Annotated in this window: 21 protein-coding genes; 6 read left to right on the forward strand and 15 right to left on the reverse strand. The window is 63.4% G+C overall.

The window, feature by feature from the left end:
* Positions 1–141 precede the first annotated feature (141 nt).
* Positions 142–561 carry a DUF4870 domain-containing protein gene (locus tag CP556_RS15970; RefSeq protein ID WP_098726515.1) on the reverse strand — a complete coding sequence of 140 codons (420 nt, stop codon included), beginning with the start codon at positions 559–561 and terminating at the stop codon, positions 142–144.
* A gap of 210 nt (positions 562–771) precedes the next feature.
* Here CP556_RS15970 and CP556_RS15975 point away from each other — a divergent pair, with 210 nt between their 5' ends.
* Positions 772–1,839 (forward strand): mRNA surveillance protein pelota, encoded by a 1,068-nt coding sequence (locus CP556_RS15975; protein ID WP_098726516.1) that lies wholly within the window; start codon positions 772–774, stop codon positions 1,837–1,839.
* Positions 1,840–1,862: 23 nt separating this feature from the next.
* Here the strand turns inward: CP556_RS15975 and CP556_RS15980 are convergent, their stop codons facing one another.
* The 3 genes from CP556_RS15980 to CP556_RS15990 form a co-directional block, all read right to left on the reverse strand.
* Positions 1,863–2,615 carry a TrmB family transcriptional regulator gene (locus CP556_RS15980; RefSeq protein ID WP_098726517.1) on the reverse strand — a complete coding sequence of 251 codons (753 nt, stop codon included), beginning with the start codon at positions 2,613–2,615 and terminating at the stop codon, positions 1,863–1,865.
* Positions 2,612–5,608: an MMPL family transporter gene (locus CP556_RS15985; RefSeq protein WP_098726518.1), complete on the reverse strand. Its 2,997-nt coding sequence runs from the start codon at positions 5,606–5,608 to the stop codon at positions 2,612–2,614. The genes CP556_RS15980 and CP556_RS15985 overlap by 4 nt, the downstream gene beginning before the upstream one ends.
* A gap of 211 nt (positions 5,609–5,819) precedes the next feature.
* Positions 5,820–6,554, reverse strand: coding sequence for an MBL fold metallo-hydrolase (locus CP556_RS15990; RefSeq protein ID WP_098726519.1), 735 nt, complete (start codon positions 6,552–6,554; stop codon positions 5,820–5,822).
* Between the two features lie 106 nt (positions 6,555–6,660).
* On the opposite strand from CP556_RS15990, the gene CP556_RS15995 reads away from it, so the two are divergent.
* Positions 6,661–6,855 carry a hypothetical protein gene (locus tag CP556_RS15995; RefSeq protein ID WP_098726520.1) on the forward strand — a complete coding sequence of 65 codons (195 nt, stop codon included), beginning with the start codon at positions 6,661–6,663 and terminating at the stop codon, positions 6,853–6,855.
* A 146-nt stretch (positions 6,856–7,001) separates the two neighbouring features.
* A complete protein-coding gene (locus tag CP556_RS16000; RefSeq protein ID WP_098726521.1) occupies positions 7,002–7,454 on the forward strand; it encodes a universal stress protein in 453 nt (150 codons plus the stop codon).
* Positions 7,455–7,464: 10 nt separating this feature from the next.
* On the opposite strand, the gene CP556_RS16005 is transcribed toward CP556_RS16000, so the two are convergent.
* From CP556_RS16005 to CP556_RS16035, 8 genes are all read right to left on the reverse strand, one after another.
* Positions 7,465–8,814, reverse strand: a complete 1,350-nt coding sequence (locus CP556_RS16005) for a hemolysin family protein (protein ID WP_098726522.1) — start codon at positions 8,812–8,814, stop codon at positions 7,465–7,467.
* Between the two features lie 5 nt (positions 8,815–8,819).
* Positions 8,820–10,922: a dipeptide ABC transporter ATP-binding protein gene (locus CP556_RS16010; protein WP_098726523.1), complete on the reverse strand. Its 2,103-nt coding sequence runs from the start codon at positions 10,920–10,922 to the stop codon at positions 8,820–8,822.
* Positions 10,919–11,839, reverse strand: coding sequence for an ABC transporter permease (locus CP556_RS16015; RefSeq protein WP_098726524.1), 921 nt, complete (start codon positions 11,837–11,839; stop codon positions 10,919–10,921). The genes CP556_RS16010 and CP556_RS16015 overlap by 4 nt, the downstream gene beginning before the upstream one ends.
* Complete coding sequence (locus CP556_RS16020) at positions 11,836–12,831, reverse strand: ABC transporter permease (RefSeq protein WP_098726525.1); 996 nt, start codon at positions 12,829–12,831, stop codon at positions 11,836–11,838. The genes CP556_RS16015 and CP556_RS16020 overlap by 4 nt, the downstream gene beginning before the upstream one ends.
* Positions 12,831–13,004, reverse strand: a complete 174-nt coding sequence (locus CP556_RS26050) for a hypothetical protein (protein WP_176548216.1) — start codon at positions 13,002–13,004, stop codon at positions 12,831–12,833. The genes CP556_RS16020 and CP556_RS26050 overlap by 1 nt, the downstream gene beginning before the upstream one ends.
* A gap of 14 nt (positions 13,005–13,018) precedes the next feature.
* A complete protein-coding gene (locus CP556_RS16025; RefSeq protein WP_098726526.1) occupies positions 13,019–14,929 on the reverse strand; it encodes an ABC transporter substrate-binding protein in 1,911 nt (636 codons plus the stop codon).
* A gap of 123 nt (positions 14,930–15,052) precedes the next feature.
* Positions 15,053–15,703 (reverse strand): helix-turn-helix domain-containing protein, encoded by a 651-nt coding sequence (locus CP556_RS16030; protein ID WP_098726527.1) that lies wholly within the window; start codon positions 15,701–15,703, stop codon positions 15,053–15,055.
* 100 nt (positions 15,704–15,803) lie between these two features.
* On the reverse strand, positions 15,804–17,240 hold the full coding sequence (locus CP556_RS16035; RefSeq protein WP_098726528.1) for an SLC13 family permease: 1,437 nt from the start codon (positions 17,238–17,240) through the stop codon (positions 15,804–15,806).
* 543 nt (positions 17,241–17,783) lie between these two features.
* Between CP556_RS16035 and CP556_RS16040 the strand changes: the two genes are divergently transcribed.
* Positions 17,784–18,044: a hypothetical protein gene (locus tag CP556_RS16040; protein ID WP_098726529.1), complete on the forward strand. Its 261-nt coding sequence runs from the start codon at positions 17,784–17,786 to the stop codon at positions 18,042–18,044.
* A 107-nt stretch (positions 18,045–18,151) separates the two neighbouring features.
* Entirely contained in the window at positions 18,152–18,979 is an 828-nt protein-coding gene (locus tag CP556_RS16045; RefSeq protein WP_098726530.1) for an Nmad3 family putative nucleotide modification protein, read from the forward strand.
* Between the two features lie 75 nt (positions 18,980–19,054).
* On the opposite strand, the gene CP556_RS16050 is transcribed toward CP556_RS16045, so the two are convergent.
* Positions 19,055–19,381, reverse strand: a complete 327-nt coding sequence (locus tag CP556_RS16050; protein ID WP_176548217.1) for a DUF7344 domain-containing protein — start codon at positions 19,379–19,381, stop codon at positions 19,055–19,057.
* A 114-nt stretch (positions 19,382–19,495) separates the two neighbouring features.
* Between CP556_RS16050 and CP556_RS16055 the strand changes: the two genes are divergently transcribed.
* Positions 19,496–20,026, forward strand: a complete 531-nt coding sequence (locus CP556_RS16055) for an acyltransferase (RefSeq protein ID WP_098726532.1) — start codon at positions 19,496–19,498, stop codon at positions 20,024–20,026.
* Between the two features lie 150 nt (positions 20,027–20,176).
* On the opposite strand, the gene CP556_RS16060 is transcribed toward CP556_RS16055, so the two are convergent.
* Positions 20,177–21,346, reverse strand: coding sequence for an NAD(P)/FAD-dependent oxidoreductase (locus tag CP556_RS16060; RefSeq protein ID WP_098726533.1), 1,170 nt, complete (start codon positions 21,344–21,346; stop codon positions 20,177–20,179).
* 117 nt (positions 21,347–21,463) lie between these two features.
* A complete protein-coding gene (gene rocF / locus CP556_RS16065; protein WP_098726534.1) occupies positions 21,464–22,384 on the reverse strand; it encodes an arginase in 921 nt (306 codons plus the stop codon).
* Between the last annotated feature and the right edge of the window lie 83 nt (positions 22,385–22,467).

Here is a 22,467-nt window from a genome sequence, read left to right on the forward strand (position 1 = left end):
ACGGCCAATGGTAACAGAATCCGGGAATGTCGGTTGCGATGACCGGATTTCGGCGGACGCGACGGTCCGGGAACGTCGGCGAGTTCGGTTCGGTACCTTCGACACGGCTCGCTCGGATACCCGATTTCGACGAGGTTCAGCTCAGAGCAGGTACGTTTCGGCGACGGGTCCGAGGACGGGGAGGCTCGTCCGCTTCCCCTGAAAGGCCGTGATCAGGAGGGAGAGCCAGACGAGCAGGAGGGCGAATCCGAGTCCCATCTGCGACAGGAACGAGAGCGCCGCGATCAGGAAGCCGAGCAGATCGCCGACGAGCATCGCCATGACAGTCGTCGCGACGTTGAGCACGGCGTATACCAGTATCGACGCGACCCCGAAGACGATGCTCTGGGCGGCGTGGGAGCGAGCGAACTCGTTGTCGTCCTCGAGGAGGTAGACGAGGATGCCTGTCAGGGGCACAAACAGGTATGATATCGCACCGAGCACGTTCTCGTCGGGACCGAGACTGGTCGCTGTCGGTTCGACGGGTTCCGCTCCGGCCGCTGGTTTGGTAGTTGTTGACATTAGTACGCTACCGGAGAGACGCTGACAGCGTATTTTACTGTATCGTTTATATTTCATATGAGTGAGTTGGAGTACTGTATGAAAGAAACAGCCGCCAAATCGAGACGATCCTCGTGCAACGAAGTGACCGACGATCAACTCCGGCGTCGGGCACGACAACTACACACGCGGATCGCAGGGCACTTACCGACATCCCGAGAACGAACGGCCATGCAGATCAAAGACCGGGAGCAGGTCGAGGGTGGCCGCGAGCGGGTCACCGTCGTGCCGGAGAGCGTGGACGATCTCTGGCACCTGCAGTACGTCCTCGAGCCCGGCGATCGCGTCGCGGGCGACACGACCCGGCGCATTCAGCGCAACGACGACCAGATGCGGGATACGGGCGGCGAGCGCGAGCACATGTGGGTCGCCATCGCCGTCGAGACCGTCGAGTTTCACAAGTTCGCCAACCGGTTGCGGGTCGGCGGGGAGATCGTCGCCTGCTCGCGCGAGGATCAACTCGGCTTTCACCACACGCTCAACGTCGAGGCGCGCGACGAGCTCTCGATCGAGAAGCGGTTCAAACCGGATCAGAAGGCCCGCCTCGAGGAGGCCGAAGAAGCCACCGAGAACCCGGACGTCGCCATCGCCACCGTCGAGGAGGGTCAGGCCCACGTCCACTCGGTCGCCCAGTACGGCACCGAAGAGCGAGCGACGATCACCGGAACGACCGGCAAGGGCGAGTACGCCCGCGGCCGCTCGGAGCTGTTCGAAGAGCTCGCGACGGTCCTTAAGCGCCTCGAGGTCGACGCGATCATCCTCGCCGGTCCGGGCTTTACGAAGCAAGACGCGTACAAGTACCTCGAGGAGAACGAGCCCGAGGTAGCCGAGCTAATCACGATGGTCGACACGGCGGCCGTCGGCGACCGGGGCGTCCACGAGGTGCTCAAACGCGGGGCCGTCGCGGACGTTCAGGAGGAGACCCGTATCGAGAGCGAGGCGGAATATATCGACGAACTCACTCGGCGGATGGCCGAGGGCGCGAAGGCGGCGTACGGTCCCGGGCAGGTCCAGCAGGCCGCCGAGTTCGGTGCGATCGAACGGCTGCTCGTCCTCGACGATCGATTACAGAAAGAACGCGGTCCCGACGGTGAGTGGGCGATCAGTGTCGACGACATCGTCCGGACGACGGAACAGAAAGGCGGCGACGTAACGGTCTTCTCGAGCGAGTTCCCGCCCGGTCAGCAGCTCTCCAATCTCGGCGGGATCGCGGCATTGCTTCGGTACCGCCTCGAGTAGCGTGCGACGATGGGGCGTCGCCGTTATTCCACGTGCACTTCGTCGCTGGCCTCGATCAGCTGGATCAGTACGGAGGCGAACAGCGAGCCTGAACTCCAGAACGCGGTCTCGTTGCCGTCGCCGATCACGCTCAGGAGGATGCTGTCGTCGTCGACGATAACGATTCGTCCCGACCGCTCGTCGTCCGATCGGTGTGGTGGCGGACGTTCCACGACGACGTTTTCGATGTCGGCGAAACGGTCATGAACCGCTTTCGTTCGACTGACGACGAGTACCGCGACGCCGGCCGCCGCGCGCTCCGCGATGGTCCGTTCGATCGAGTCGGTGACGAGTTCCGGGAGACGGGTCCCGAAGACGATCCGATCTTCCGCCTGCGAGAGGATAGCGGCGGTTCGATCGTCGACCCGGTCGCGACCGCGAACCGTCCAGATGTCCTCTTGGGTCTCCTCGCCAGCCGGCTCGTTCTTGACGGTTTCGACGTACTCGAAGGCCCGATCCTGTTCACGCTCGAACTGGGTCCGGAGGGTGTCCCGCGCCTCGTCGACGCTGACCGGCCGGTACCGGATCGGGTTCGACTGCTGGACCTCGAGCAGGCCTCTATTCTCCAGGCTCTCCGCGACGCTGTAGACCTGCGAGCGCGGGACGTCCGTGATCTCGGCGACGTCTCTCGCTGTCCCCGCGCCGAGCCGGTGGAGCGCGATGAACACTTTGGCCTCGTAGCTGGTAAGCCCCAACTGTTCGAAGGCGTCGACGGCCTCGTTCTGATCGCCGCTCACTCGCTGTCACCCTGCTCAGAGACTGTCCCGCCATCGCTCGCAGTCGCCGTTTCCGACCGCACACCCGACGTGTCGAACGAGACGTCCGGTCCGAAGTATCGCGTCCACACCACCAGTAGCGTCGGGAGAACGACGACGCTGGCCAGGAACGCGTAGGTTATCGTCAGTCCGGTAATGATCCCGAACTGCCGGAGCGCGGGGAGGATCGCGAAGGCGAGCGTCCCGAAGCCGCCGACGGTGGTCGCGGCACTGCCGAGCAGCGCCCCGCCGGTGCCGGTGACGGTCGTTTGTAGCGCCGACCAGACGTTCCCCTGCCGCTCGAGTTCGAGCCTGTAGCGTTCGCTGATGTGGATGCTGTAGGCGACCCCGAGCCCGACGGTGAGGCTCGTGATCATCCCCGTCAACACGTTGAAGGGCATTCCGATGAGGTACATCGTTCCCAGGATCCAGCTGACGGAGAACGCGACCGGAAGCAGGGTGATGGCACCCAGCGAGGCGCTGGCACCGGTCAGCCAGTAGGCCGCGGTGAGGAACAGGAACACCGCGACGAGCGTGATCACGAGACTCTCGAGGACGGTGTCTAACAGGTCCTGTTCGACGATGTGGCTGACGATCGGATCGCCGGTTGCGATCGCGCTCCAGCGCCCGTCGCTCCCGTCCTCGAAATCGCCGGCGATCGTCCGCATCTCGCTGGTCGTCTCGCTGGCGGTCGCGTTCCCCTTGACGGCAACGATCATCCGAGCAGACTGGTATTCTCCCCCGTCGGTCCGGTGGAGTACCTGACTCGCGGCTTCCCCGTCGACCTCGAAGAGCTGATCGTACAGCGCCGAGACGTTCTGGTCGGGGACGCCATCGTCATCGGTGTCGGCAGCGGTGAACGACTCGTTGAACGACTCGTTCTGTCTGGCGGCCCGCTCCATCGTCGAGAGCGGGTCCTGGATGTTGGCTTCGCCGGTCGCTAACGTGTACGCGATGCCGTCGTCACCCGCGGCGTCTGTCCGCGTCTCGTTGATCTTTGTGAGGAACTCGTCGTCGTCGACACCACCCTCGACGAGTATCTGTGCCTGGCTGTCCTCGCGCTGGAAGTGCTGGTTGACGAACTCGAGGTCGTCCTTGGCATGGTACTCGCCGGGGGCCATTCCGCCGGGGAGGGTTTCGGTCCACGCCGGGGGGCTCTCAGCGAGGAAGTCTTCTTGCTGGAAACTGGTGTCGACCTGCGTCGCCCCGTACGCGCCGCCCGCGGTGAGCAGGACGACGACGAGGAGGACGGCGAGGGGAATCCGACGAGCGGCGGTCGAGCCGACTGTCAGAACGTCACTGAAACGGCCGCCGCCGGTCCCGAATGCCCGCTTTCGGCGGTCGAAACCGCGGGACTCGAGGAACTCGTCGATCTCGATCTTGGCGGCCGGAATCAGCGCGCCGAAGACGATCAGCGCGGCGACGATGCCCACCGAGCTGACGATCCCGAACTCGCGGATCGGACCGATCGGGCTGACGAGATTCGAGAGGAAACCGATGACGGTCGTGGCCGTCACCCAAACGAGGGCGGCACCGACGCCGCCCAGCGCGATCGTCATCGAGCCGCGGACGGACCCCTGAGTACCGTCGGCCTCGCGTTGTTCCCGATGGCGCATGAACACGTGGATCGCGTAGTCGATCGACAGGCCGATCAGGAGGACCGGCACCGCGACGAACATCTGGTTGAACGCGATGTCCGCCCAGCCCATGAAGCCGAACGTCCAGACGAGGACGGCGACGATGCCGGCGACCCCGAGGACGATGTCCAGCGGGTCGCGGTACGCGACCAACAGCGCGACGACGACGAACAACATTGCGAGCGGGCCGACGATGGCCAGACTGTCACCCATCGATCGGTTGATCTCGTCGGTGATGACGCCGCCGCCGAAGACGAGGTAGTCCTGTTCGTGCGTCTCGGCCAACTCGCGAATCTCGAGTTGACTGTCGATGATCTCGTCGCTGATCGCGCCGCCACCCATGCCGTTTGCACCGTCGCCGGCGGTCGACTGGGTGATCGACGTCATTCGGGTGTCGGCCTGCGTACTGCCCGGCTCGTAGGACGACGGCATGAACGCGATTGCGACGTTGTCATCCGTACTCTCTCCCGATAGTGTCCGATCGAGAAGTCGCTCGTACTCCTCGTCGTCCATGTTCTCGAGGGTCTCGATCTGTTCTCCGAGCGGCGGGCTCTCATCGCTTTGCAGCGCAGCGTACTCCGCCTCGAGGACGCCGGCCGTTCCGTTTTGGTACGCCTCGTTACGCTCGGCAGTGAGCCGCTGGTACTCCGGGTCTTCGTTCGGGTTCTCGGATTGGGAGCGGATCTCGTACTGTTCCGACTCGATCTCTCGAACGCGCTCGACGCTGGCTTCGTACTGTGCGGTCTGGGTTTCGGTGAGGTTGGCTGTGGCGTTCTCGACGACTGCGTCGAACTGGCCTTCGAGCTCGGCCGACCGCGCTTGATATGTCGACTGGTTGATCGAGTCGTTCGCATAGGACTCGTTTAACGCCTCGTACTGGCGCTGAATCCCGACCGTCTGATTGAGACCGTCCTGGAGCTGTGAACGCGTTTCGTTCAGCTCAGCGGACTGCTCTCCCCTGATCGCGCTGATTGCGACGATGTTCTCGACGCCGGTAATCGACTGGTTCTCGACGAGCGTCGAGTTGATCGACTCGTCGGCTCGTATCTCCTGTTGGAACTCGAGCGACGAAATCAGGGATTCCTTCTCGAGAACGTTGTCGCCGCGGACGATCAACTGGACGCTGGTCGTGTTCTCTCGCTGTTCGCTCGTGAAGTTCTCGTCGATCCGCTCGAGGGCCTTCGCCTCGTCGGATTCGCTCTCGAACTGGGAGAGCGAGGAGTCGTCGTCGACCATCGGCATCCCGGCTCCGACGAGCGCCGTCAGGAGCACGAGGACCACGAGAACGATCCGCGTGTGCCCGGTGATGGCGTCCGCGATCCGTTCGGGAACGCTCATTCGAGCACCTCGCTGTTCGTGTGAGCGAATTGGGTGGGGACCATGCTGTTGTTACGATCCTACAAACTCGACTGTATATACGTGTTTGGAACTTACGTCAACAGCGCTGGATATCCGGGTGCCTCACGACAGGCTCGGAGAACGAGGGTGATCCGGAGCGAAAAACTGAGTCGTCGACGCGGTCGTAACTGCGACGATTGCTCGACGACGATTACGTGATCGAGATCGTCTGGAGGTCCTCGGCGAACCGAACGTCGCCGTCGTAGTGGCTGCCGATCGACTCGAGCATCTCGTCGTGGCGGCCCTCGGTGTGGGGATAGAGATGGGTCAGATAGACTCGGCCGATCTCCCGGTCGGCCAGTTCCCGACCGAGCGCGTCGGGCGTCGGGTGGTTCGAGACATCGACGTCGTCGGGGAAAGAACAATCGTGGGCGAGGATCGCCGAGCCCTCGGCGAAGTTCGTCAGTCCCGCGAAGGCCTCGCTGTCGCCGCTGAACGTAAAGAGATCGCCAAAGCGGTAGGCCAGACATGGAAGCGAGTGGCGCGTCTCGTAGGCGGAGACGTCGAATCCGGCGACGGAAAACTCGCCGGCGACGACCTCGCGAACCTGTATCTCGAGTTTGTCCTGCATGTACTCGTAAACGTCGAGCAGGTCGTCGACCAGCGCCTTGGTCCCCTGCGGGCCGACGACCTCGAGGTGCTCCTCGCCGGCGAGCCAGCGAGCTTTCATCAGGGGGAGCAGGTCGGCCACGTGATCGAGGTGGTGGTGCGTCAGGAGAACGGACGAGACGTTCTCGTAGCCGACACCGGACTGCTGGAGCCGCTGGAGCGAGCCGGCACCGCAGTCGATCAGCAGCGTCCGGCCGTCCTCCTGCACGAGAATCCCCGCCTGAAACCGATCCCCCGTAGGCATGGCGCTTCCAGTACCGAGAAAGGTGACACGCATACGAAGGTGTGGAACGCCCGAGCCGATAAGGGTACCTTTCGCTGTTGTCTCCCGTTCTCGTCCGTCGTGGGGGAACGGGTACCTCGCTGCTGTTCGACGCAGACCCGTGCGCGCTGCAGTACTCGAGGCCTACGGCGGGCCGCTCTCGATCGAAACGGTGGATCCGCCAGCGCTCGAGTCCGAACGACCGGTGACGCGACACGTCGACAATTCCGAGCGTCTCCAAGCGATGACCGGCTGCGAGACGAACGGAGTCGAGGTCGTGACGTCTAAGAGCGTACTCGAGGAGTCACAAGCTTGAGTGTCCGGATCCGTCTACGTTTCAAGAAAATGATAATGCCAGTATTAGTTCGCATTCGCATTATTATCCCATACAATCTATGTTTCTCGCTAATACTGTGGTAATGATGACGTACTTTTACAACATTCGGTCGTTATAGTTTTCGCATGTCTATACTCGCAGCTGTCGATGCGACAAATGAACACGATACTGTCGTCGAGACCGGACACGATTTGGCTTCTGCCTACGAGACGACGCTCTCCGTCCTCCACGTCGTCTCACAGGAAGCGTTCGAGTCCCGCAAAGAGACCGTCGAGCGCGTCTCTGACGTTCGCGGATATAGTAAGTCCCAGCGCGCCGAAGCCGCGGCAAACGTCGCGAATGAGGTCGTCGTTGGGACGCTCGAGGACGTCGACCTCGAGACGATATCGACGCTCGGGCGCGTCGGTGAGCCGGTCCCCTCGATTCTGGACGTTGCCGGCGATCTCGATGCCGAATACATCGTTATCGGCGGCAGAAAGCGGTCACCCACCGGAAAGGCCCTGTTCGGGAGTACGACCCAGTCCGTCCTTCTCGAGGCTGATCGGCCGGTCGTGACGGTTATATCGGACGAAGAGTAGTCGCGGAACACTAACTCGAGGCAGTCACACTGGAATCGTCGGCCGTTGGCGGGTCGGGTTCGGTGATACGCACGCGCTTGATGCGTGTGTTGTCAACGCGTTCGATGGTGAGATCGACGCCGTCGTAGGTGAACGTCTCGCCGGGTTCGACCAGCCGTCCAGCGCGATTGAAGAGGAATCCGGCGATCGTCTCGAACTCTTCTCCCTCCGGGAACTCGACGCCGATCACGTCGTTGACGGCTTCGATGTTTACCTCACCGTCGACATGGGTCGTCAGATCATCGACGGTCTCAATGGGTTCTGCTTCCTGTGTATCGAGTATCTCGCCGACGACCGCTTCGACGATATCTTCGGTCGTGACGATCCCTTCGGTCGTCCCGAACTCGTCGATAATGACGACCTGTTCGACGCGCTCGCGACGCATTTCGCGGAACAGGTCGTCGATTTGTTTGCTCTCCGGGACGTGCAGCGTCTCCTCGATACGGGCCTCGAGCGTGTCGTCCACCGTCTCGCCGTACTGGTGGTCACGGACGAGATCACCGAGTGTGACGACGCCGACGACGGTGTCGAGCCCTCCCTCGTACACCGGTAAGCGGGTGTGGCCGCTCTCGACGCACTTCTCGACGGCGTCGTCGACCGTCGACGTTCGAGGGACGCCGGTGACGTCTAACCGCGGCGTCATCACCTCTTTCGCGATCGTGTCGTTGAACCGGAGCACCCGCTGGAGCATTTCGCGTTCGTCGGCCTCGATGATCCCCTCGTTCTCGCCGGTCCGTATCAGGTTCCGTATCTCCTCGCGGGTCACGTATGAGGACTCGACGGTGGTGCCGCCGCCACTCAGCCTGTTGACGATGCGGGTCAGCCTGTCGAACGTGACCACCAGCGGATAGAGCACGTATTTCGAGACGCGCAGCGGCCGAGCGACGGTGAGCGCCCACGATTCCGTGTTCTCGATGGCGTAGGACTTCGGAGCGCTCTCACCGAACAGCAGGACAACGGCCGTCACGCCGAACGTGGCCGCCAGTACCGCCTGGCCCTGTCCGATGTACATCGCGAGCAGCCCGGTCGCGATCGACGACATCGCGATGTTGACCAGGTTGTTCCCGACGAGGATCGTTATCAGCAATCGATGAGGGTCCGCTTTCAGCGTCTGTACGATGTCGGCACCGGGCGAACCGTCCTCGACGAGCGACTCGATTCGGTGCTGGGCCAGCGAGAACATCGCGATCTCCGCCGAGGAGAAGAACGCCGATAATATCAGCAACACGAGAAGCGTCCCGATGCCGGCGACAGCCACGAGATCCGTCGGGAGATCGACGCCGACGGCGTTCAGCGCGGCGATTATCTCGAGGCCGGACATGGAATTCAGTCACCTACTGAGTCGGTGTTCGCGGACCCGGGGAACTCGGTTTCGTCCATCGCCGACGCGTCCGACACGGACTGCTCGTTTTCGCCGTCCGGGAAGTAACACGCCGCTTGATGGCTCTCGTCCCCAGTCTCGCCGATGGCAGGTTCGGCCTCCCAGCACGATTCCTGGGCCTTCGGACATCGCGGAGCGAACGTACAGCCCGAGGGGAGATCGACCGGGTCCGGCGGCTCGCCCTCGAGGAGGACGCGAGTTCGGTCGGCAGTCGGGTCCTTCTCCGGCGCAGCCGAGAGCAGCGACGAGGTGTAGGGATGCTTGGGCCGGGTCGCGATGCGATCGACGTCACCCTCTTCGATGATCCGGCCGAGGTACATGATGGCCAGCCGGTCCGAGACCTGCATCAGGCTTGCGAGGTCGTGAGAGATGTAGACGATCCCGATGTCCTCGGTGTCGGCGAGCCCCCGCAGCAGGTTCAGCAGGTTGACCTTCAGCGAAACGTCCAGCATCGATGCCGGTTCGTCACAGATCAGGAAGTCGGGGTCCAGTACGAGCGCTTTGGCAACCGCCACGCGCTGGCGTTGCCCCCCCGAGAGTTCGTGAGGGTAGTTATCGAGAATCTTCTCGGCGGGGGTCAGCCCGACCTTCTCGAGCGTCTCGATGATGGCCTGCTCCTTCTCGTCGGTGCGGTAATCGTGGATCGTCAGCGGTTCGCCGACGAGTTTACGGACGGTCTGGCGGGGGTTGAGCGAGTCGAACGGATCCTGGAAGACGATCTGGACCTTTCGCCGAAACTCCTGGAGGTTGCCGTCCTGATAGTACTCGTAGGGCTCCCCGTCGAACGTCATCTCACCGCCCGTCGGATCCTCGAGGAGCGCTATCGTCTCGCCGAGCGTCGATTTCCCGCAGCCGCTCTCCCCGGCGACGCCGAGCACCTCCGAGCGGCGGACGGACAGCGAGACGCCGTCGACCGCCTTCACGCGATCCGGGTCTTCGCCGCGGAACTTGCTCAGCAGCGGTTGGCTCTGCTCGTAGTGTTTTTCGAGGCCACCCGTCTCGAGGATGACTTCACCGCGGTCGGACTCGGCGTCCCCGTCGTCGGGGATGTTCCACGTCTCCGGCTCGTCCGCGTCCCGTCGGAGCTGGGCCGCCTCCTTGACGCGGTGGCAAGCCGACCGGTGGTTTCGGTTGGGGAGATCGACCAGCTCCGGATGGGACTCTCCGCACTCGTCCGTGGCGAACGGACACCGGTCCTCGAAGACGCAAGCCGTCGGCTCCCGATTCACATTCGGCGGCGAGCCGGGGATCGCAACGGGGTCCTCGTCCTCGTCGATTTCCGGGAAGGAGTTCTTCAGTCCCATCGTATAGGGGTTGGTCGGATTGACCAGTACGTTGTCGACGCTCCCCTGCTCCATCACCTTCCCGCCGTAGAGGATCGATAGCTCGTCGCAGGTCTCTGCGATGACGCCGATCTCGTGGGTGATCAACAGCAGGGAGCTGTCCATCCGCTCTTGGATCTCCAAGATCTTGTCGATGATCTTGTCTTGAACGATAACGTCCAGTCCGGTCGTCGGCTCGTCGGCGATGATGAGGTCCGGCTCGAGGGCCAGCGCCATCGCGATGGTGACCCGCTGGCGCATCCCGCCGGAGAACTCGTGGGGGTAGTCGTCGATTCGGCCCGGGTCGAGGCCGACGATCTCGAACAGTTCGCGGACGCGGTCGTACGCCTTCGTCTCCGTGACGTTACGGTGGGTGTGGATCGCCTGTGCAATCTGGTCGCCGGTCGTCATCACGGGATCAAGCGAGTCCATCGCGCTCTGGGGAATATAGGCGATATCCTCCCAGAGGATATCCCGGCGCTCAGCCTCGGAAAGAGACGTGAGGTCCGTTCCGTTGAACTCGATGGTACCGCTCTCGACGGTCCCGTTGTTCGGGAGCAGGCCGAGCAGCGCCTCCGCGACGGTGGACTTCCCGGAGCCGGACTCCCCGGCGAGGCCGTAATTGACGCCCTCGTCGATACTGAACGAGACGTCGTTAACGGCGTGGACTGGTTCGTCGTCGGTCGCGTACGTGACTTTGAGATCTTCGACGTTGAGTAGCGTCATTGGTTGGTCTGAATTTCGGGGTTAATGACTTCCTCGTAGGCCCGTCCGATGAGGAACACCGAGGTAGTTATCGCGGCGATACCGATGGCCGGCGGGAGCACCCACCACCACGCAACGCGCATGTTCCCCGATGCGAACACTTGCCGGAGCATTCGGCCCCAGCTGGTCATCGTCGGATCGCCGAAGCCGAGGAACGCCAGGCTCGCCTGCGCTGCGATCGCCCAGGCGACGCCGTAGGCGGTGTAGAGGAAGCCGATCGGCAACACGTTCGGCGCGACGTGGTACAGCATCGTCCGCAGGTCGCTCGCGCCGCTGGCTCGAGCGGACTTGACGAACGTTCGCTCGCGGACCGATAGCACCTCAGAGCGGACGACCCGCGCCGGCATCTTCCAGAGGAAGCCGGCGATGATCGCCGTGATCAGCCAGATGTTCGGCGTCATAAACGTCAGCAACAGCAGCGCCATCGGCATGAACGGCAGCGAGAACGTCAGGTCGGTCAGCCGCATCAGGAGCTCGTCGACCCAGCCACCGTAGTAGCCGCTGACGACGCCGACGGTGAAGCCGAGCGCGCCCGTCCCCAGGCCGCCGAACAGGCCGACGATGAGCGTCGGCCGTGCGCCGGCGAGGAACTGACTCAGCACGTCCTTGCCGTAGGCCGTCGTCCCGAAGTACGCGTCCACGCTCGGGGCCGAGAGCCGGAGCACGGAGCCGGTGTCGCCGCGAACGGTGTGCTCGATCGGATCGTGTGGGGCCAGAAACGGCCCGAACAGTCCGAGAAACACGAACGCCGCGACGACGAGCATGCCGGCGTACGCCAGCGGATCCCGTCGCAGGAACGCGAACTGGTCGCGGACGAGCGTCCACAGTGCATCGACGCGCTTGTACAACTCTGCCTTGGGTTTCGTTTCGGTACTCATGCGGAGCCACCTCCGTTCGTCGAAACAGTCGGATCGAAGTACGCGTAGAGGACGTCCGCAGCGAGGTTCGCGAGGATGACCGCCAGCGCCATGATGAAGACGGCGGCTTGCACCAGCGGATAGTCCTGTTGCTGGATGGCCAACACGAGTTCACGGCCGATGCCCGGCCAACTGAAGACGACCTCGAGCAGGATGAGTCCCTGGAAAATCATACCGAGACGAAGGGTGAAGTACGTCAGAATGGGCAACATCGAGTTCCGGCCCGCGCGAGCCAGCTGTTGCATCTCCGAAAGCCCCTTCGCTCGATGGAGCTTGAGGAACTCCGAGCCCCGCTTCTCGATGACGCCGTTGCGAGCGAGCAGCAGGAAGTCGCCGCTGTAGTAGAGGACGGCGACGGTGAACGGCAAGAGGTAGTGATGGAGGAAGTCCAGGGAGAGGAAGGTCTCGAGGTAGCCGTCCGGCGTTGCCCTGATCGATCGCATCCCGAGTGAGGGGACGATCTCCAAGTTGTACGCGAAGACGATGATGAAGAAAATCGCCGTGATGAACACCGGTGTGGAGCGGAGCAGCGTCGTCGAGACGATACTGAACTTCTCGAGGCGGCTCCCGCGGTTCCAGCCGGCGTACATCCCCAGGAGCGAGCTCAGGATCGCCGTCGTCACCAGCGCTGGAACCAGCAGGATCAACGAGTTGATCAGCCGGGGCTCGAGGACCTCCCAGACCGGTTGGCTCCGCAGGATGGAGTAGCCGAACTGGAAGCTCAGCAGGCTCCACAGGTAGTTGACGTACTGTCCCCATATCGACTGGTCGAGCCCGTACATCGCCCGGATCTCGTCGATCTGCTCCTGGTTGAGGTTTCCCGAGGTGACGAGCGTCTCGAAGGGACTCCCCGGGAGGAGCCGCAGGACAACGAAGATGACCGAAACCGCGATCAGCGTCAGCAAGACGGAGATCGCGAGCCGCTTGAGCAGGAACCGCTGGAACTTCGTCATCAGCTCTCACCCGCGGTATCGCGCTCGGTCGCCGACCGCTTCGACGCGCCGGCGTCGCCGCGCTCGAGGGACGTGCGCTCGGTTCGAGCGGTAGTGCGGTCGGAGTGTCGGTTCGGCTCGAATCGGTTTCGCTCCCGCGACGTTCGCGGGAAACGGTCTGTGGTGTGGTGCATTGGTTTCTGGCTGCTCATGAGAAGTCGGGCTGGTCGAGCTCCGAGCGCCGCTTGTAGGTGTTTTCGGGCTGGAGACGCTCGACGAACGCACCCCAGGCGTCGCCATTGGGGAATCGAAGGTTGTCGTCACCGTCCCAGGTGTAGCCCGCTCGCTCGAGGATAGTCCGTGCCGCTTCGACGTCGTAGCTGTAGTCAGTCGTCTCGGAGTTGTGCCACTGGGTGAGCGACGAGATCGGGTTCTCGCCGGCCGGCACCGTTCCTTGGCCTTGCAAGAAGTCCTCGACGAACCCCTGCGAGTCGATTGCTTTCGCCAACGCGACGCGGAACTCCTTGTCCCGAATTAGCGGACAGGAGAACATGAGCTTCCCGTCCAGCGGTGCATAGCTCCCGGCCGACATCCTCTCGATACCGCTGGTGTTTGCTGCGCGGTCGGCCTGCAGGGTAGAGAGGTTTGTCCCGATGGCGTCGATCGAACCGCTCTGGAGCGAGCCGATCAGCGCGTCGACGTTGCTCACGTTGACCCAAATGACGGTGTCGATGCCGGGACCGCGCTCGGCCTGATCGCCCAGCGCGTCGGCCCGCCAGTCGTCGTCGAACATCCAGTGACCGTCGTTACGCGAGGCCTCGAATCTGGTCCCTTGCTCCCAGTCTTCGAACCGGAACGGGCCGGTTCCGACCGGGGCGTCCGGGTTATGTTGAGACGGATTGTCGACGTCTTCCCACCGGTGTTTCGGGAGGATGACGCTTCGGACGACCCGCTGAGTCATGAACGACGCGTCGGGATTCGTCAGGTTGAATCGCACCTCGTGGTCGCCGAGGATCTCAACGGACTCGATCGGTTCGTAGAACGGCACCTGGCTCGTGGAGGCGTATTCGTCGTACAGTTCGACGGTGAACTTCACGTCCTCAGCGGTGAACGGCTCGCCGTCATGCCACTCGACGCCCTCGCGCAGAGTAAGTTCGACGGTCGTGTCGTCGACGAATCCGCCACCGGTCGCGAGCGCGGGAACCACGTCGAGGTCGGGCGTCGCGTCGAACAGTCCGTCGTAGATGAACGTCAGGCGCTTGGCCTCCGCCCCGCCGGCGGCCCACGGGAGGTTCAGCGAATTCATCGACGTCGAGACTCCCTTGACGTAGGTTCGGCTGTCCGTCTCAGGTTGGAGGTTGACTTCGGTCCAGACGAACGAGTCCATCGTCGGGCCGTTCCCTGGCGTCTTCACGTAGCCGCTCCACCGGTTCGTGTTCACTGCCGTGATAATGTTCGGGAAGAGCGTGATGAGCGCCCCGACATCCTCGGCGAAGATCTCCTGTGCCTGATCGACGAGTTCCTCGCGTTCGGCTCGGTCGGTCGTCTGGGCCTGCTCGGTGAGGAGTTCCTGCAGCTCCGGGTGATAGTAGTTGTCGTAGTTCGAGAGCGATCCCTCGGCCCGGCGCATCAACAGCGGGTTCGGATCGAGTCCTCGCTGCGGGTCGGGACCGTGCGTACTCATCGAAATGACCGCCTCGAGCCCTTTTGTCGCCCAGCTCTGGGCGTAGAGCTGGTTCAGCGGGCGATCGTTGAGCCTGGCGACGATGCCCAGATCGGAGAGGCCGCGCTGGATCATCAACGCGTGCTCGCGCATCCACGGGTCGTCCTCGCTCGAGAACTCGACGGGCAACTGGTCGAGCACCGAACCGGCCGTCGCACTGTAGTCCAACGGCGGTGACTCGGCGTTGATGGTCTCCCACTCCCGCCAGTACTGTGTTTCGACGGTCTCCGGGACGCCATCGGGCACGTCCGGCTCGAGACTCTCGCCACGGCTGCCGCTACAGCCCGCGAGTGCGCTCGTTCCGAGCGCCGCGACAGCCGTGGCGATGTAGCCGCGTCGTGTGAGTCGGTCGCCAACCCCGGCGACTGAACTGTCATTATTTTCTTTCGGCGTCATCCACTCCCACGTTACGGAGTAACTAGGTTCGTTCTACTCCCAATAGCGGCCGATATCTATCGGACTTTAAAACAGGGCAGATAAAATGGGGTTGGCCACCTTCGAAATCTCCGCTGACTGCTGTCACTCGCGAGGGCCGTATATCAGTTCGAGTAAGGTTCGCTCGGCGGTCCGGAGTCGCTCGTTAACCGTCGATTGAGTGATATCGAGTTCGTCGGCGAGGTCGGTCTCCGAGGCTCCCCGTGGAACGTCGAAGTAGCCGTGAGTGTACGCCGTCTCGAGGACCATCAACTGGTCGTCGGTGAGTTTCGAGACCAGGACTTCCGTCAATCGCCCGCTATCCAGTGGTTCGCCGGGATCTTCGTTCTGCGTAACCGACACTAGCTCGAACTCGCCGAGGGTCTCTTGGATCTCGTCGGCCATCGAACGGAACTGATCCCAGTCCCGGGTGGTCGCCACGACTTCGAAAACGCCGTTCTGGAGGACGATACGGTTCGGAATCGCTTCCTGACGCAGGACCAAACTCAGAATGTAGGGGTACGACTCGTTCGCGAGAATGGTGAGCCGACGGATCTCGAGATCGTCGGACGCGGTCGGAATCTCGCTACTGTTGAACAGCGAGACGCCGGAGATCCCCTCGAGGACGGTTTCGGGGTCGAAATCGGTGTTCGACGCGACGGTCAGCGACTCGATCCACGTCCCGTCTTCGACGTAGAACGCGTTGTCGAGTTCGATACTTCGGACGTCATCCAGCTCTCGATGGAGCGTTGCCATCACACCCGTTGGCATAGTCGTGAACTCGACGCGTAGAATTGGGGGACCCTCCTACAGAGAAGAGTCCGATCCGGTCATATATAGCTCACGCTTATCGCGGTCAGGTTACCAGCGGCCAGTAGACGAGCCACGAGACGGCAGCGACACCGATCGAGAGTCCCATCGTCACGAGGCCGAACGAGGCGATATCGCGGTGTGAGAGCGGTCCGCGATCCATCGACACCAGCACCGCCGTCGTATTGAACGGAAGGACCGTCGTTGAGCCGACGACTAGCAAGACGGCGAGTGCGAGAGACAGTCGGTCGATACCGAAGACGCTCGCGAACTCGAGGACGATCGGGAGGGCAACGACGATTGCCGCCGAGCCGGTCGAAAACATGATGCGGATGCCGACGGCGATGGCGATCAGCACTGCGACGATCTGCCAGTGGGCGAGCGCCGCGAACGGGATCCATCGCGCGAGGACGTCGATGACCGCCGTGATCGTCCCAGTCGCTTCCATGACATCCAGAATCGATAACATCGCGCCGATGAGGAAGATGATCCCCCAGCTCACATCCGCGATGTCCTCGGCCGTGATGACGCCCACGGACGGAAGCGAGAGCACTACGACTGCCGCGACGGCCGGCAGCACCGTCGGAAGCCCGACGAACGAGCCGCCGATCCAGGTTACGACGGCCCCAGCGAGGACAATTCCGACGAGACGCTGTTCACGAGTCAGTGAGGTCGTCCCGTTGCCGTCCGACTCCAGTTGCGCGGCGTTTTTCGTACCGGCGGTCATCTCTTCGTCGTCCATCGCAAACAGGCCCGCACAGAGCGCTGCCAACGTGTAGAGGAGAATCGTCGGTGGAAGCATCAACACGGCCCAGTCGACCCAGGTTATCGGCTGTACCGACGTCGCGACGATTTCGGAGGTGACCAACGCCATTCCGCCCCCGGTCATCAGCGCCATCGATGCGATCGGGTTGACGTGGCCGAGGATGAGAAACGCTGCGTTCTCGAACCCGCTGTTATCGTCCAGTTCGAACGCAGCCGTGAGCCGCTTCACGATCGGGATAAACGTTACCGCGCGGGCCATCGCGGAGGGCATAACCAGTGCCAGCGCGAGGACGCTCCCAGCAACTGAGCGCAACGCGCGGCGCGGCGTGCTGTCCGCAGTCAGTACGCGTCTCGCTAGCTGTCGATCGAGACCGACACTCGTCGTCGCGTCACCCAGCAACAAGAGGAGTAGCAAAAAGAACACGAGCGTCGACGTGAAACCCGTCGCCGCCGCACTGAACGAACTGACGGTCCCCAGTACGAACAGCAAAGTGACGCTGAGAACACTCGAGACGACATATGGAACGGGCCGAGTCAGCCACAACACGAGCGCAGACAGGAACACTGCCAGTGTGCGTTGCCCCTCGACGGTGAGAGCCGCCGGTGGAGCGACCGTCGTACCGACCACGAGTACGATGGTGGCCGTGAGTAACCCGAGGGATTGCCGCGACGATAGCGCCGTCACCAATCTTGTCCGCATACCGAACCGATCTCCCATTATCGGCATCGTCGCCGCTCTCGTTTAAGAAGAATCTGATGACACCGCCGCCGCCACCCAGACCGCGATCAGGACACAGCTATCTCGAGGCACTTCTCGAACTGAAACACCGCATCACGGACGAGACGACGGTAGTCGAGTCAGGCGAGTGGGAAGACCGAACCTGGCACAGCCGAATCGTTCGTCTGTGGACGGTCTGGTTTCTCTAGTGACAATCAACAGACACGATAGAGACGACCCAGGATAGCCTTCGATGTGAGATTCAACGAGACAGTCACCGTCGTTTCCTCAAACCCGCCGACGGGTATCGATACGGGGTTACCGCTCTGTTCTCGGAGTCGGTGGAAGCCGTCTTCGGGAGCGGTGGTCATATCCGAACACCTCCCAGCGAACAGCACAAAGATTCAAGCGATTTGACTAACCACTGTGGAGTAACGGTTCGATGGTATCGCTATCGACGACCTGCGGCCGCCAGCGCTCGCGCAGTGAGCGTTTCACCGCTACCGACGGTATCGCTCACGCTACCGACCGGCAGGTGAGACGATGATCGGCCACCTCGAGGACTCCTTTCCGCCGGCGGTCACGAAGACGACGCTGTACCGGATCGTCGGCTGGGTCCTGCGGGTGTACGTCGCCAGCCTGCTGATCGTCGGCGTCTACAGTCTCCTGTGGGTCCTCGAGGTCGCCGGCATGCTTCCCGGGCGCTGGCTGTCGACGGTGTGGCTCGGCGTCGCCGCGACCGGCGTCCTCTTCCTCATCCTTCTCGTTCCCCTCTATTACGTGGCCCGAGCGACCGATCGCTGACCCGAATCGGTCGTCGACTGCGTCCTCGGTGCTCGGACTCCCGGTCGCACCGAGCTTTCGGCGGATTTATCGCCGCGTCGATCCGACCGACGAGTACGAACACCTCCATGACAGTCGTTCTCGCCGGCGTCGGCGCCGACAGCACGAACGTCGGCGCGTTGGCTCCCCTCTACGATGACGGCCGCTTCGAATACGTTCCGATCCCGGAGAAGACCCGTGAGACGACCGAAACGGAAACCCTCGGCTCGTGGACTCTCCGCGCCGGTGACGGGACCGCAGCGGACCTGACGACCCGTATCACGCCCCAGCCGGTCCACGACGGGACCGAATCCGTCACCGGCGACGCGCTCGCGGACTGGCCCCTCCACCGCGATCCGAACTTCGAGGCGCTGACCTACGGCGAACACCGGACCAGCGGCTACGTCTCGCGGCTCCGCGCACTCGAGCCGGGAGACGTCGTCGGCTTCTACGCCGGACTGCGTCGACCGGACGGGGAGCGCGCCCATCGGTACTTGATCGGGTATTTCACCGTTGAGGAGGTGGCCGTCGTCGGTCCCGAAATGCCTTCCGACGAGCGCGAGGCAATCCTCGACGCACATTCGGAGAACGCGCACGCGAAACGCGCCCGGGGCAGCGATCTCTACCTCGAGAAGCCGGTCGTCATCGTCGACGGCCGCACGCCCGGCGGCCTCTTCGAGCGGGAACCGATCCGGCTCAGCGACTACTACGTCGCGGCGGGCAACGAACGGCCGCAGTACTACCTGCGCGAGCAAATCGCGTCCGAGTGGAACGTCCGCGCCGGCGGGTCGAACATGATGTTCAAGCCGGCCTATCGCTGTGCCCTCTCGGGGTCGGCGTTTCGGGAACTAGTGGGGATTCCGGGAGCTGGTCGGCATTCCGGGAGCACGAGCGATGATGACTCCAATCGTGAGTGAGGGCAGCGGAAGACGCGCATTGTCGCTCTCGGCCGACCGGGGGCAAGCGCCGAGTTTCACTCCCACTCGCCACCGTCACGGTCGGTCGAGAACCGAGACGAGCTCGTCGAAGTTTTCTCCCGGCGTTACCGCCGTTGCAGGACCACGGTAGTCGACGACGTCGTGCGCCTCGAGTTTCGGGAGGTGATTGTGGACCAGTGCGACGGTGATCGTTCGTCGAGCGCCCGGTCCGGAACCGTCACGTTCGAGACCCCGATCCGACGAGACGATGCAGCGGGCCAGTTCTCGAGGCGTCACCTGATCGGCCGTCCGAAGCACGTCGAGAACGGACCGGCGCGTCGGGTGCGAACAGAGCGTCCAGATCGTCTCCGCCTCGAGGGTCTTCGGTTGTGACTGGGACATACAGTATCCGTTCTCGCGAACCGCAACAGCGATATTCCCTACCCAGTTAGGGTCGATTCGATATCGGTTCCGCATCGATCGGTTTCATGTAGCGATACGTCAAAGGACGGGGCAGTGACGACTTCCGACGACACGACGCGGCGACACGAGCGCGTCGAGCGCCACGCGACGCCCGGGCCGCGCAACTCGCTGGCCCACTGGACCACCGCCCGCGGCCCCCTTCGAGTCGCGATCAACTACATCGTCGTCTGGCTCGTTCGAATCTCCCCCAGCCTCCGGCTCAAACGCTGGCTACTGCGGCGTATCGGCGTCACGGTCGGCGAGGGGGTCTCGTGGGGCCTCGAGGCCACACCCGACGTCTTCTGGCCGGAGTTAATCACCGTCGAAGCGGACGCGATCGTCGGCTACGACGCGACGATCCTCTGTCACGAGTTTCTTCAGGACGAGTACCGGACCGGCGAGGTCGTCGTCGGTGAACGAGCGATGATCGGGGCCGGCGCGATCATCTTACCCGGGGTCGAGATCGGCGAGGGAGCCCGGATCGCGGCGAACTCGCTCGTGACCCGCGACGTCCCCCCCGAGACGACGGTGGCGGGCGTGCCGGCCGAGCCGATGGGCGAACCGAGCTCCGGCGGACGGGAGTGACGTTCGGCCTCGAGCGAGCACACGGGTCGCGCGCGAGTGGCTACTGGCGCGCGAGTATCGATCCTCAGATCGGCGATTCACCGGTCGCTGGTGGGTGTGACGAAGCGGAAAAACTGGCCCGAAACTCAAACGTGGCCCCAGAACCGGGGCCTACAGCGACGACCAGGACTTGCGGGCGACGTTCCAGGAGGTGATGTCCGCGATCCAGCGGGCGGCGATCATCTTCTTCAGGTTCTTCGCCGGGTACCCCCCAAAGGTGTCGACGGGCAGCGAGATGCCGAAGGCGGGCTTGACGCCGTGGGCGACGGCCTTCTCGCCGACGGAGATGACGGTCCCCTTGTCCTCGAACTCCCAGGTTTTGAGGGGACGGTTCTCGATCGCGCGGGCGATGTTCTCGCCGGCGACGTCCGCGGCCTGCCAGGCGGCCTGCGCCGTCGGCGGCGCGGGCTGGTCGCCCTGATCGATGATCGCCGAGTCGCCGATGGCGAACACGCGCTCGTCCGAGGTCTGGAAGTTCGCCCCGGTGGTCACTCGGTTGTGTTCGTTCTCGAGGTCGACATCGTCCATCGCGTCGCGACCCGTGATCCCGCCGGTCCAGACGAGCACGTCGTGATCGAGTGGTTCGCCCTCGTCGAACTCGATGTGGTCCGCGGTGGCCTCGGTGATCGGATCGTCCGTGTGGATCTGGACGCCGGACTCCTCGAGCAGGTCGCGCAGCGCCTGCTGGACTTCCGGATCGTTGCCGGGGAAGATCTCCTCGAGCGCTTCGACGAGGTGGATCTCGATCGGCGCGCGGTGATTGTCGCGGAACTCCGCGATCTCGCCGGCGGTCTGGATGCCCGAGAGACCCGCACCGCCGATGACGACCTGTGCGGGATCGCCGCGCGTCGCCTCCTGGCTCGCTTCGGTGACGGCCTCGTTGATTTCGAGGGCGTCGTCGAGGCTCTTTAGCGTCAGGGAGTGCTCCTCGAGACCGGGAATGCCGTAGTAGGCGGTCTGGCTACCGAGACCGACAAGAACGTAGTCGTAATCAACGTCGTCGCCGTCGGCGAGTTTGACGGTCTGTTCGTCGACATCGAGACCGGTAACTTCGTCCTGAATGAACCGGGTCGACGGATCCGCGATCTGGTTGACCGGGAACGTGATGTCCGAGCGGACGTCCGGATCCCGGATCACGCGGTGAGATTCGTGCAGAACGAGGTGATAGTCGACGTCAGCGATCCAGGTCAGCCGAGCATTGCCTTCGAGCTCCGATTGGAGCTTGTTGACCGCACCGGTACCGGCGTAGCCAGCACCGAGCACGACGACGTTCTCAGTCATATGCAACACTGCGAAACACTATGATACAAAGGTGTTGAAACGGGAATCAGTGTGTCTTCGGTTCTCATGGCGGAGCGTCGCTCGTGGAGTCGGTTCGAACCCTCTCACCGGAGCCGATCAAAGAATTCGTTTTCCGAACGTGCTCGCGGTCAGTTCGGCGGCGAGTGTTGCCGTCTCGTTTGCCTCGTCTAAAATCGGATTGACCTCGACGACGTCCATCGATCTGAGTATCCCGTCGGTCTCGTCGCGTCGCGAGATCGCCTCGAGCGCGGCGTGGGCTTCCCGGTAGGTGACGCCGCCGCGGACGGGGGTGCCGACGCCGGGGGCCGCCTTGGGGTCGAGCCAGTCGAGGTCGAGGCTGACGTGGACGCCGTCGGTCCCGTCGGTCGCGACCGCGAGCGCGTCTTCGACGACCGCGGAGACCCCCCGCTGATCGATGTCGGACATGGTGAAGGCCGTCATCTCGCTCTCTCGAATCAGTTCGCGCTCGCGCTCGTCGATGCTCCGAAGGCCGACGTAGGCGATCGACGACTCCCGAAGTCGGGCCGCGGGCGCCCACTCGGTTTCCTCGAACGCGCCGCGGCCGAGGGCAGCGGCCAGTGGCATCCCGTGGACGTTCCCGCTGGGAGACGTTTCGGGCGTATTGAGGTCCGCGTGGGCGTCGAACCAGATCGCGCCGAGATCGGTATCCCGCGCCGAGCCGTTGAGCGACCCGATCGCGACCGAGTGATCACCGCCCAGAACGAGGGGGAACGCGCCGTCCGCGAGCGTCGCCGCGACTCGATCGCCCACGCGCGAACAGACGTCCTCGATTTCCCGGAGGAATTTCGCGTTTCCCCGAGTGGGTTGGCCGGCGTCCGGATCGCGTACCTCCGCGCGCGGCATCGAAATATCGCCGTCGTCGATCGCTTTGACGCCCGCTCGCTCGAGGCCGTCGGCCAGGTCCGCGTATCGGATCGCCGAGGGCCCCATATCGACACCGCGGCGGTTCGCCCCGTAGTCCATCGGTGCGCCGATGATTCTGACGGTTCGTCCCATACGTGCGCTACGCCGTCGACCGGTTTGGTCGTGGCGGTGTCGACGGTGACTGTCGTGCCGATGCAGTGAGGGGTTTCGTGGCG

This window comes from Natrinema sp. CBA1119, from assembly GCF_002572525.1.
Lineage (GTDB): Archaea > Halobacteriota > Halobacteria > Halobacteriales > Natrialbaceae > Natrinema.

Excerpts from the sequence above, each read along its gene's own strand:
- CP556_RS15990 (WP_098726519.1), bottom strand. The coding sequence starts at position 6,554 with ATGCGTGTCACCTTTCTCGGTACTGGAAGCGCCATGCCTACGGGGGAT.
- CP556_RS16035 (WP_098726528.1), bottom strand. The coding sequence starts at position 17,240 with ATGGGAGATCGGTTCGGTATGCGGACAAGATTGGTGACGGCGCTATCG.
- CP556_RS16045 (WP_098726530.1), top strand. The coding sequence starts at position 18,152 with ATGACAGTCGTTCTCGCCGGCGTCGGCGCCGACAGCACGAACGTCGGC.
- CP556_RS16010 (WP_098726523.1), bottom strand. The coding sequence starts at position 10,922 with ATGACGCTACTCAACGTCGAAGATCTCAAAGTCACGTACGCGACCGAC.
- CP556_RS16000 (WP_098726521.1), top strand. The coding sequence starts at position 7,002 with ATGTCTATACTCGCAGCTGTCGATGCGACAAATGAACACGATACTGTC.
- CP556_RS15985 (WP_098726518.1), bottom strand. The coding sequence starts at position 5,608 with ATGAGCGTTCCCGAACGGATCGCGGACGCCATCACCGGGCACACGCGG.
- CP556_RS16015 (WP_098726524.1), bottom strand. The coding sequence starts at position 11,839 with ATGAGTACCGAAACGAAACCCAAGGCAGAGTTGTACAAGCGCGTCGAT.
- CP556_RS16025 (WP_098726526.1), bottom strand. The coding sequence starts at position 14,929 with ATGACGCCGAAAGAAAATAATGACAGTTCAGTCGCCGGGGTTGGCGAC.
- CP556_RS16060 (WP_098726533.1), bottom strand. The coding sequence starts at position 21,346 with ATGACTGAGAACGTCGTCGTGCTCGGTGCTGGCTACGCCGGTACCGGT.
- CP556_RS16020 (WP_098726525.1), bottom strand. The coding sequence starts at position 12,831 with ATGACGAAGTTCCAGCGGTTCCTGCTCAAGCGGCTCGCGATCTCCGTC.
- CP556_RS15975 (WP_098726516.1), top strand. The coding sequence starts at position 772 with ATGCAGATCAAAGACCGGGAGCAGGTCGAGGGTGGCCGCGAGCGGGTC.
- CP556_RS16040 (WP_098726529.1), top strand. The coding sequence starts at position 17,784 with ATGATCGGCCACCTCGAGGACTCCTTTCCGCCGGCGGTCACGAAGACG.
- CP556_RS16030 (WP_098726527.1), bottom strand. The coding sequence starts at position 15,703 with ATGGCAACGCTCCATCGAGAGCTGGATGACGTCCGAAGTATCGAACTC.
- rocF (WP_098726534.1), bottom strand. The coding sequence starts at position 22,384 with ATGGGACGAACCGTCAGAATCATCGGCGCACCGATGGACTACGGGGCG.
- CP556_RS16005 (WP_098726522.1), bottom strand. The coding sequence starts at position 8,814 with ATGTCCGGCCTCGAGATAATCGCCGCGCTGAACGCCGTCGGCGTCGAT.
- CP556_RS15970 (WP_098726515.1), bottom strand. The coding sequence starts at position 561 with ATGTCAACAACTACCAAACCAGCGGCCGGAGCGGAACCCGTCGAACCG.
- CP556_RS26050 (WP_176548216.1), bottom strand. The coding sequence starts at position 13,004 with ATGCACCACACCACAGACCGTTTCCCGCGAACGTCGCGGGAGCGAAAC.
- CP556_RS16050 (WP_176548217.1), bottom strand. The coding sequence starts at position 19,381 with ATGTCCCAGTCACAACCGAAGACCCTCGAGGCGGAGACGATCTGGACG.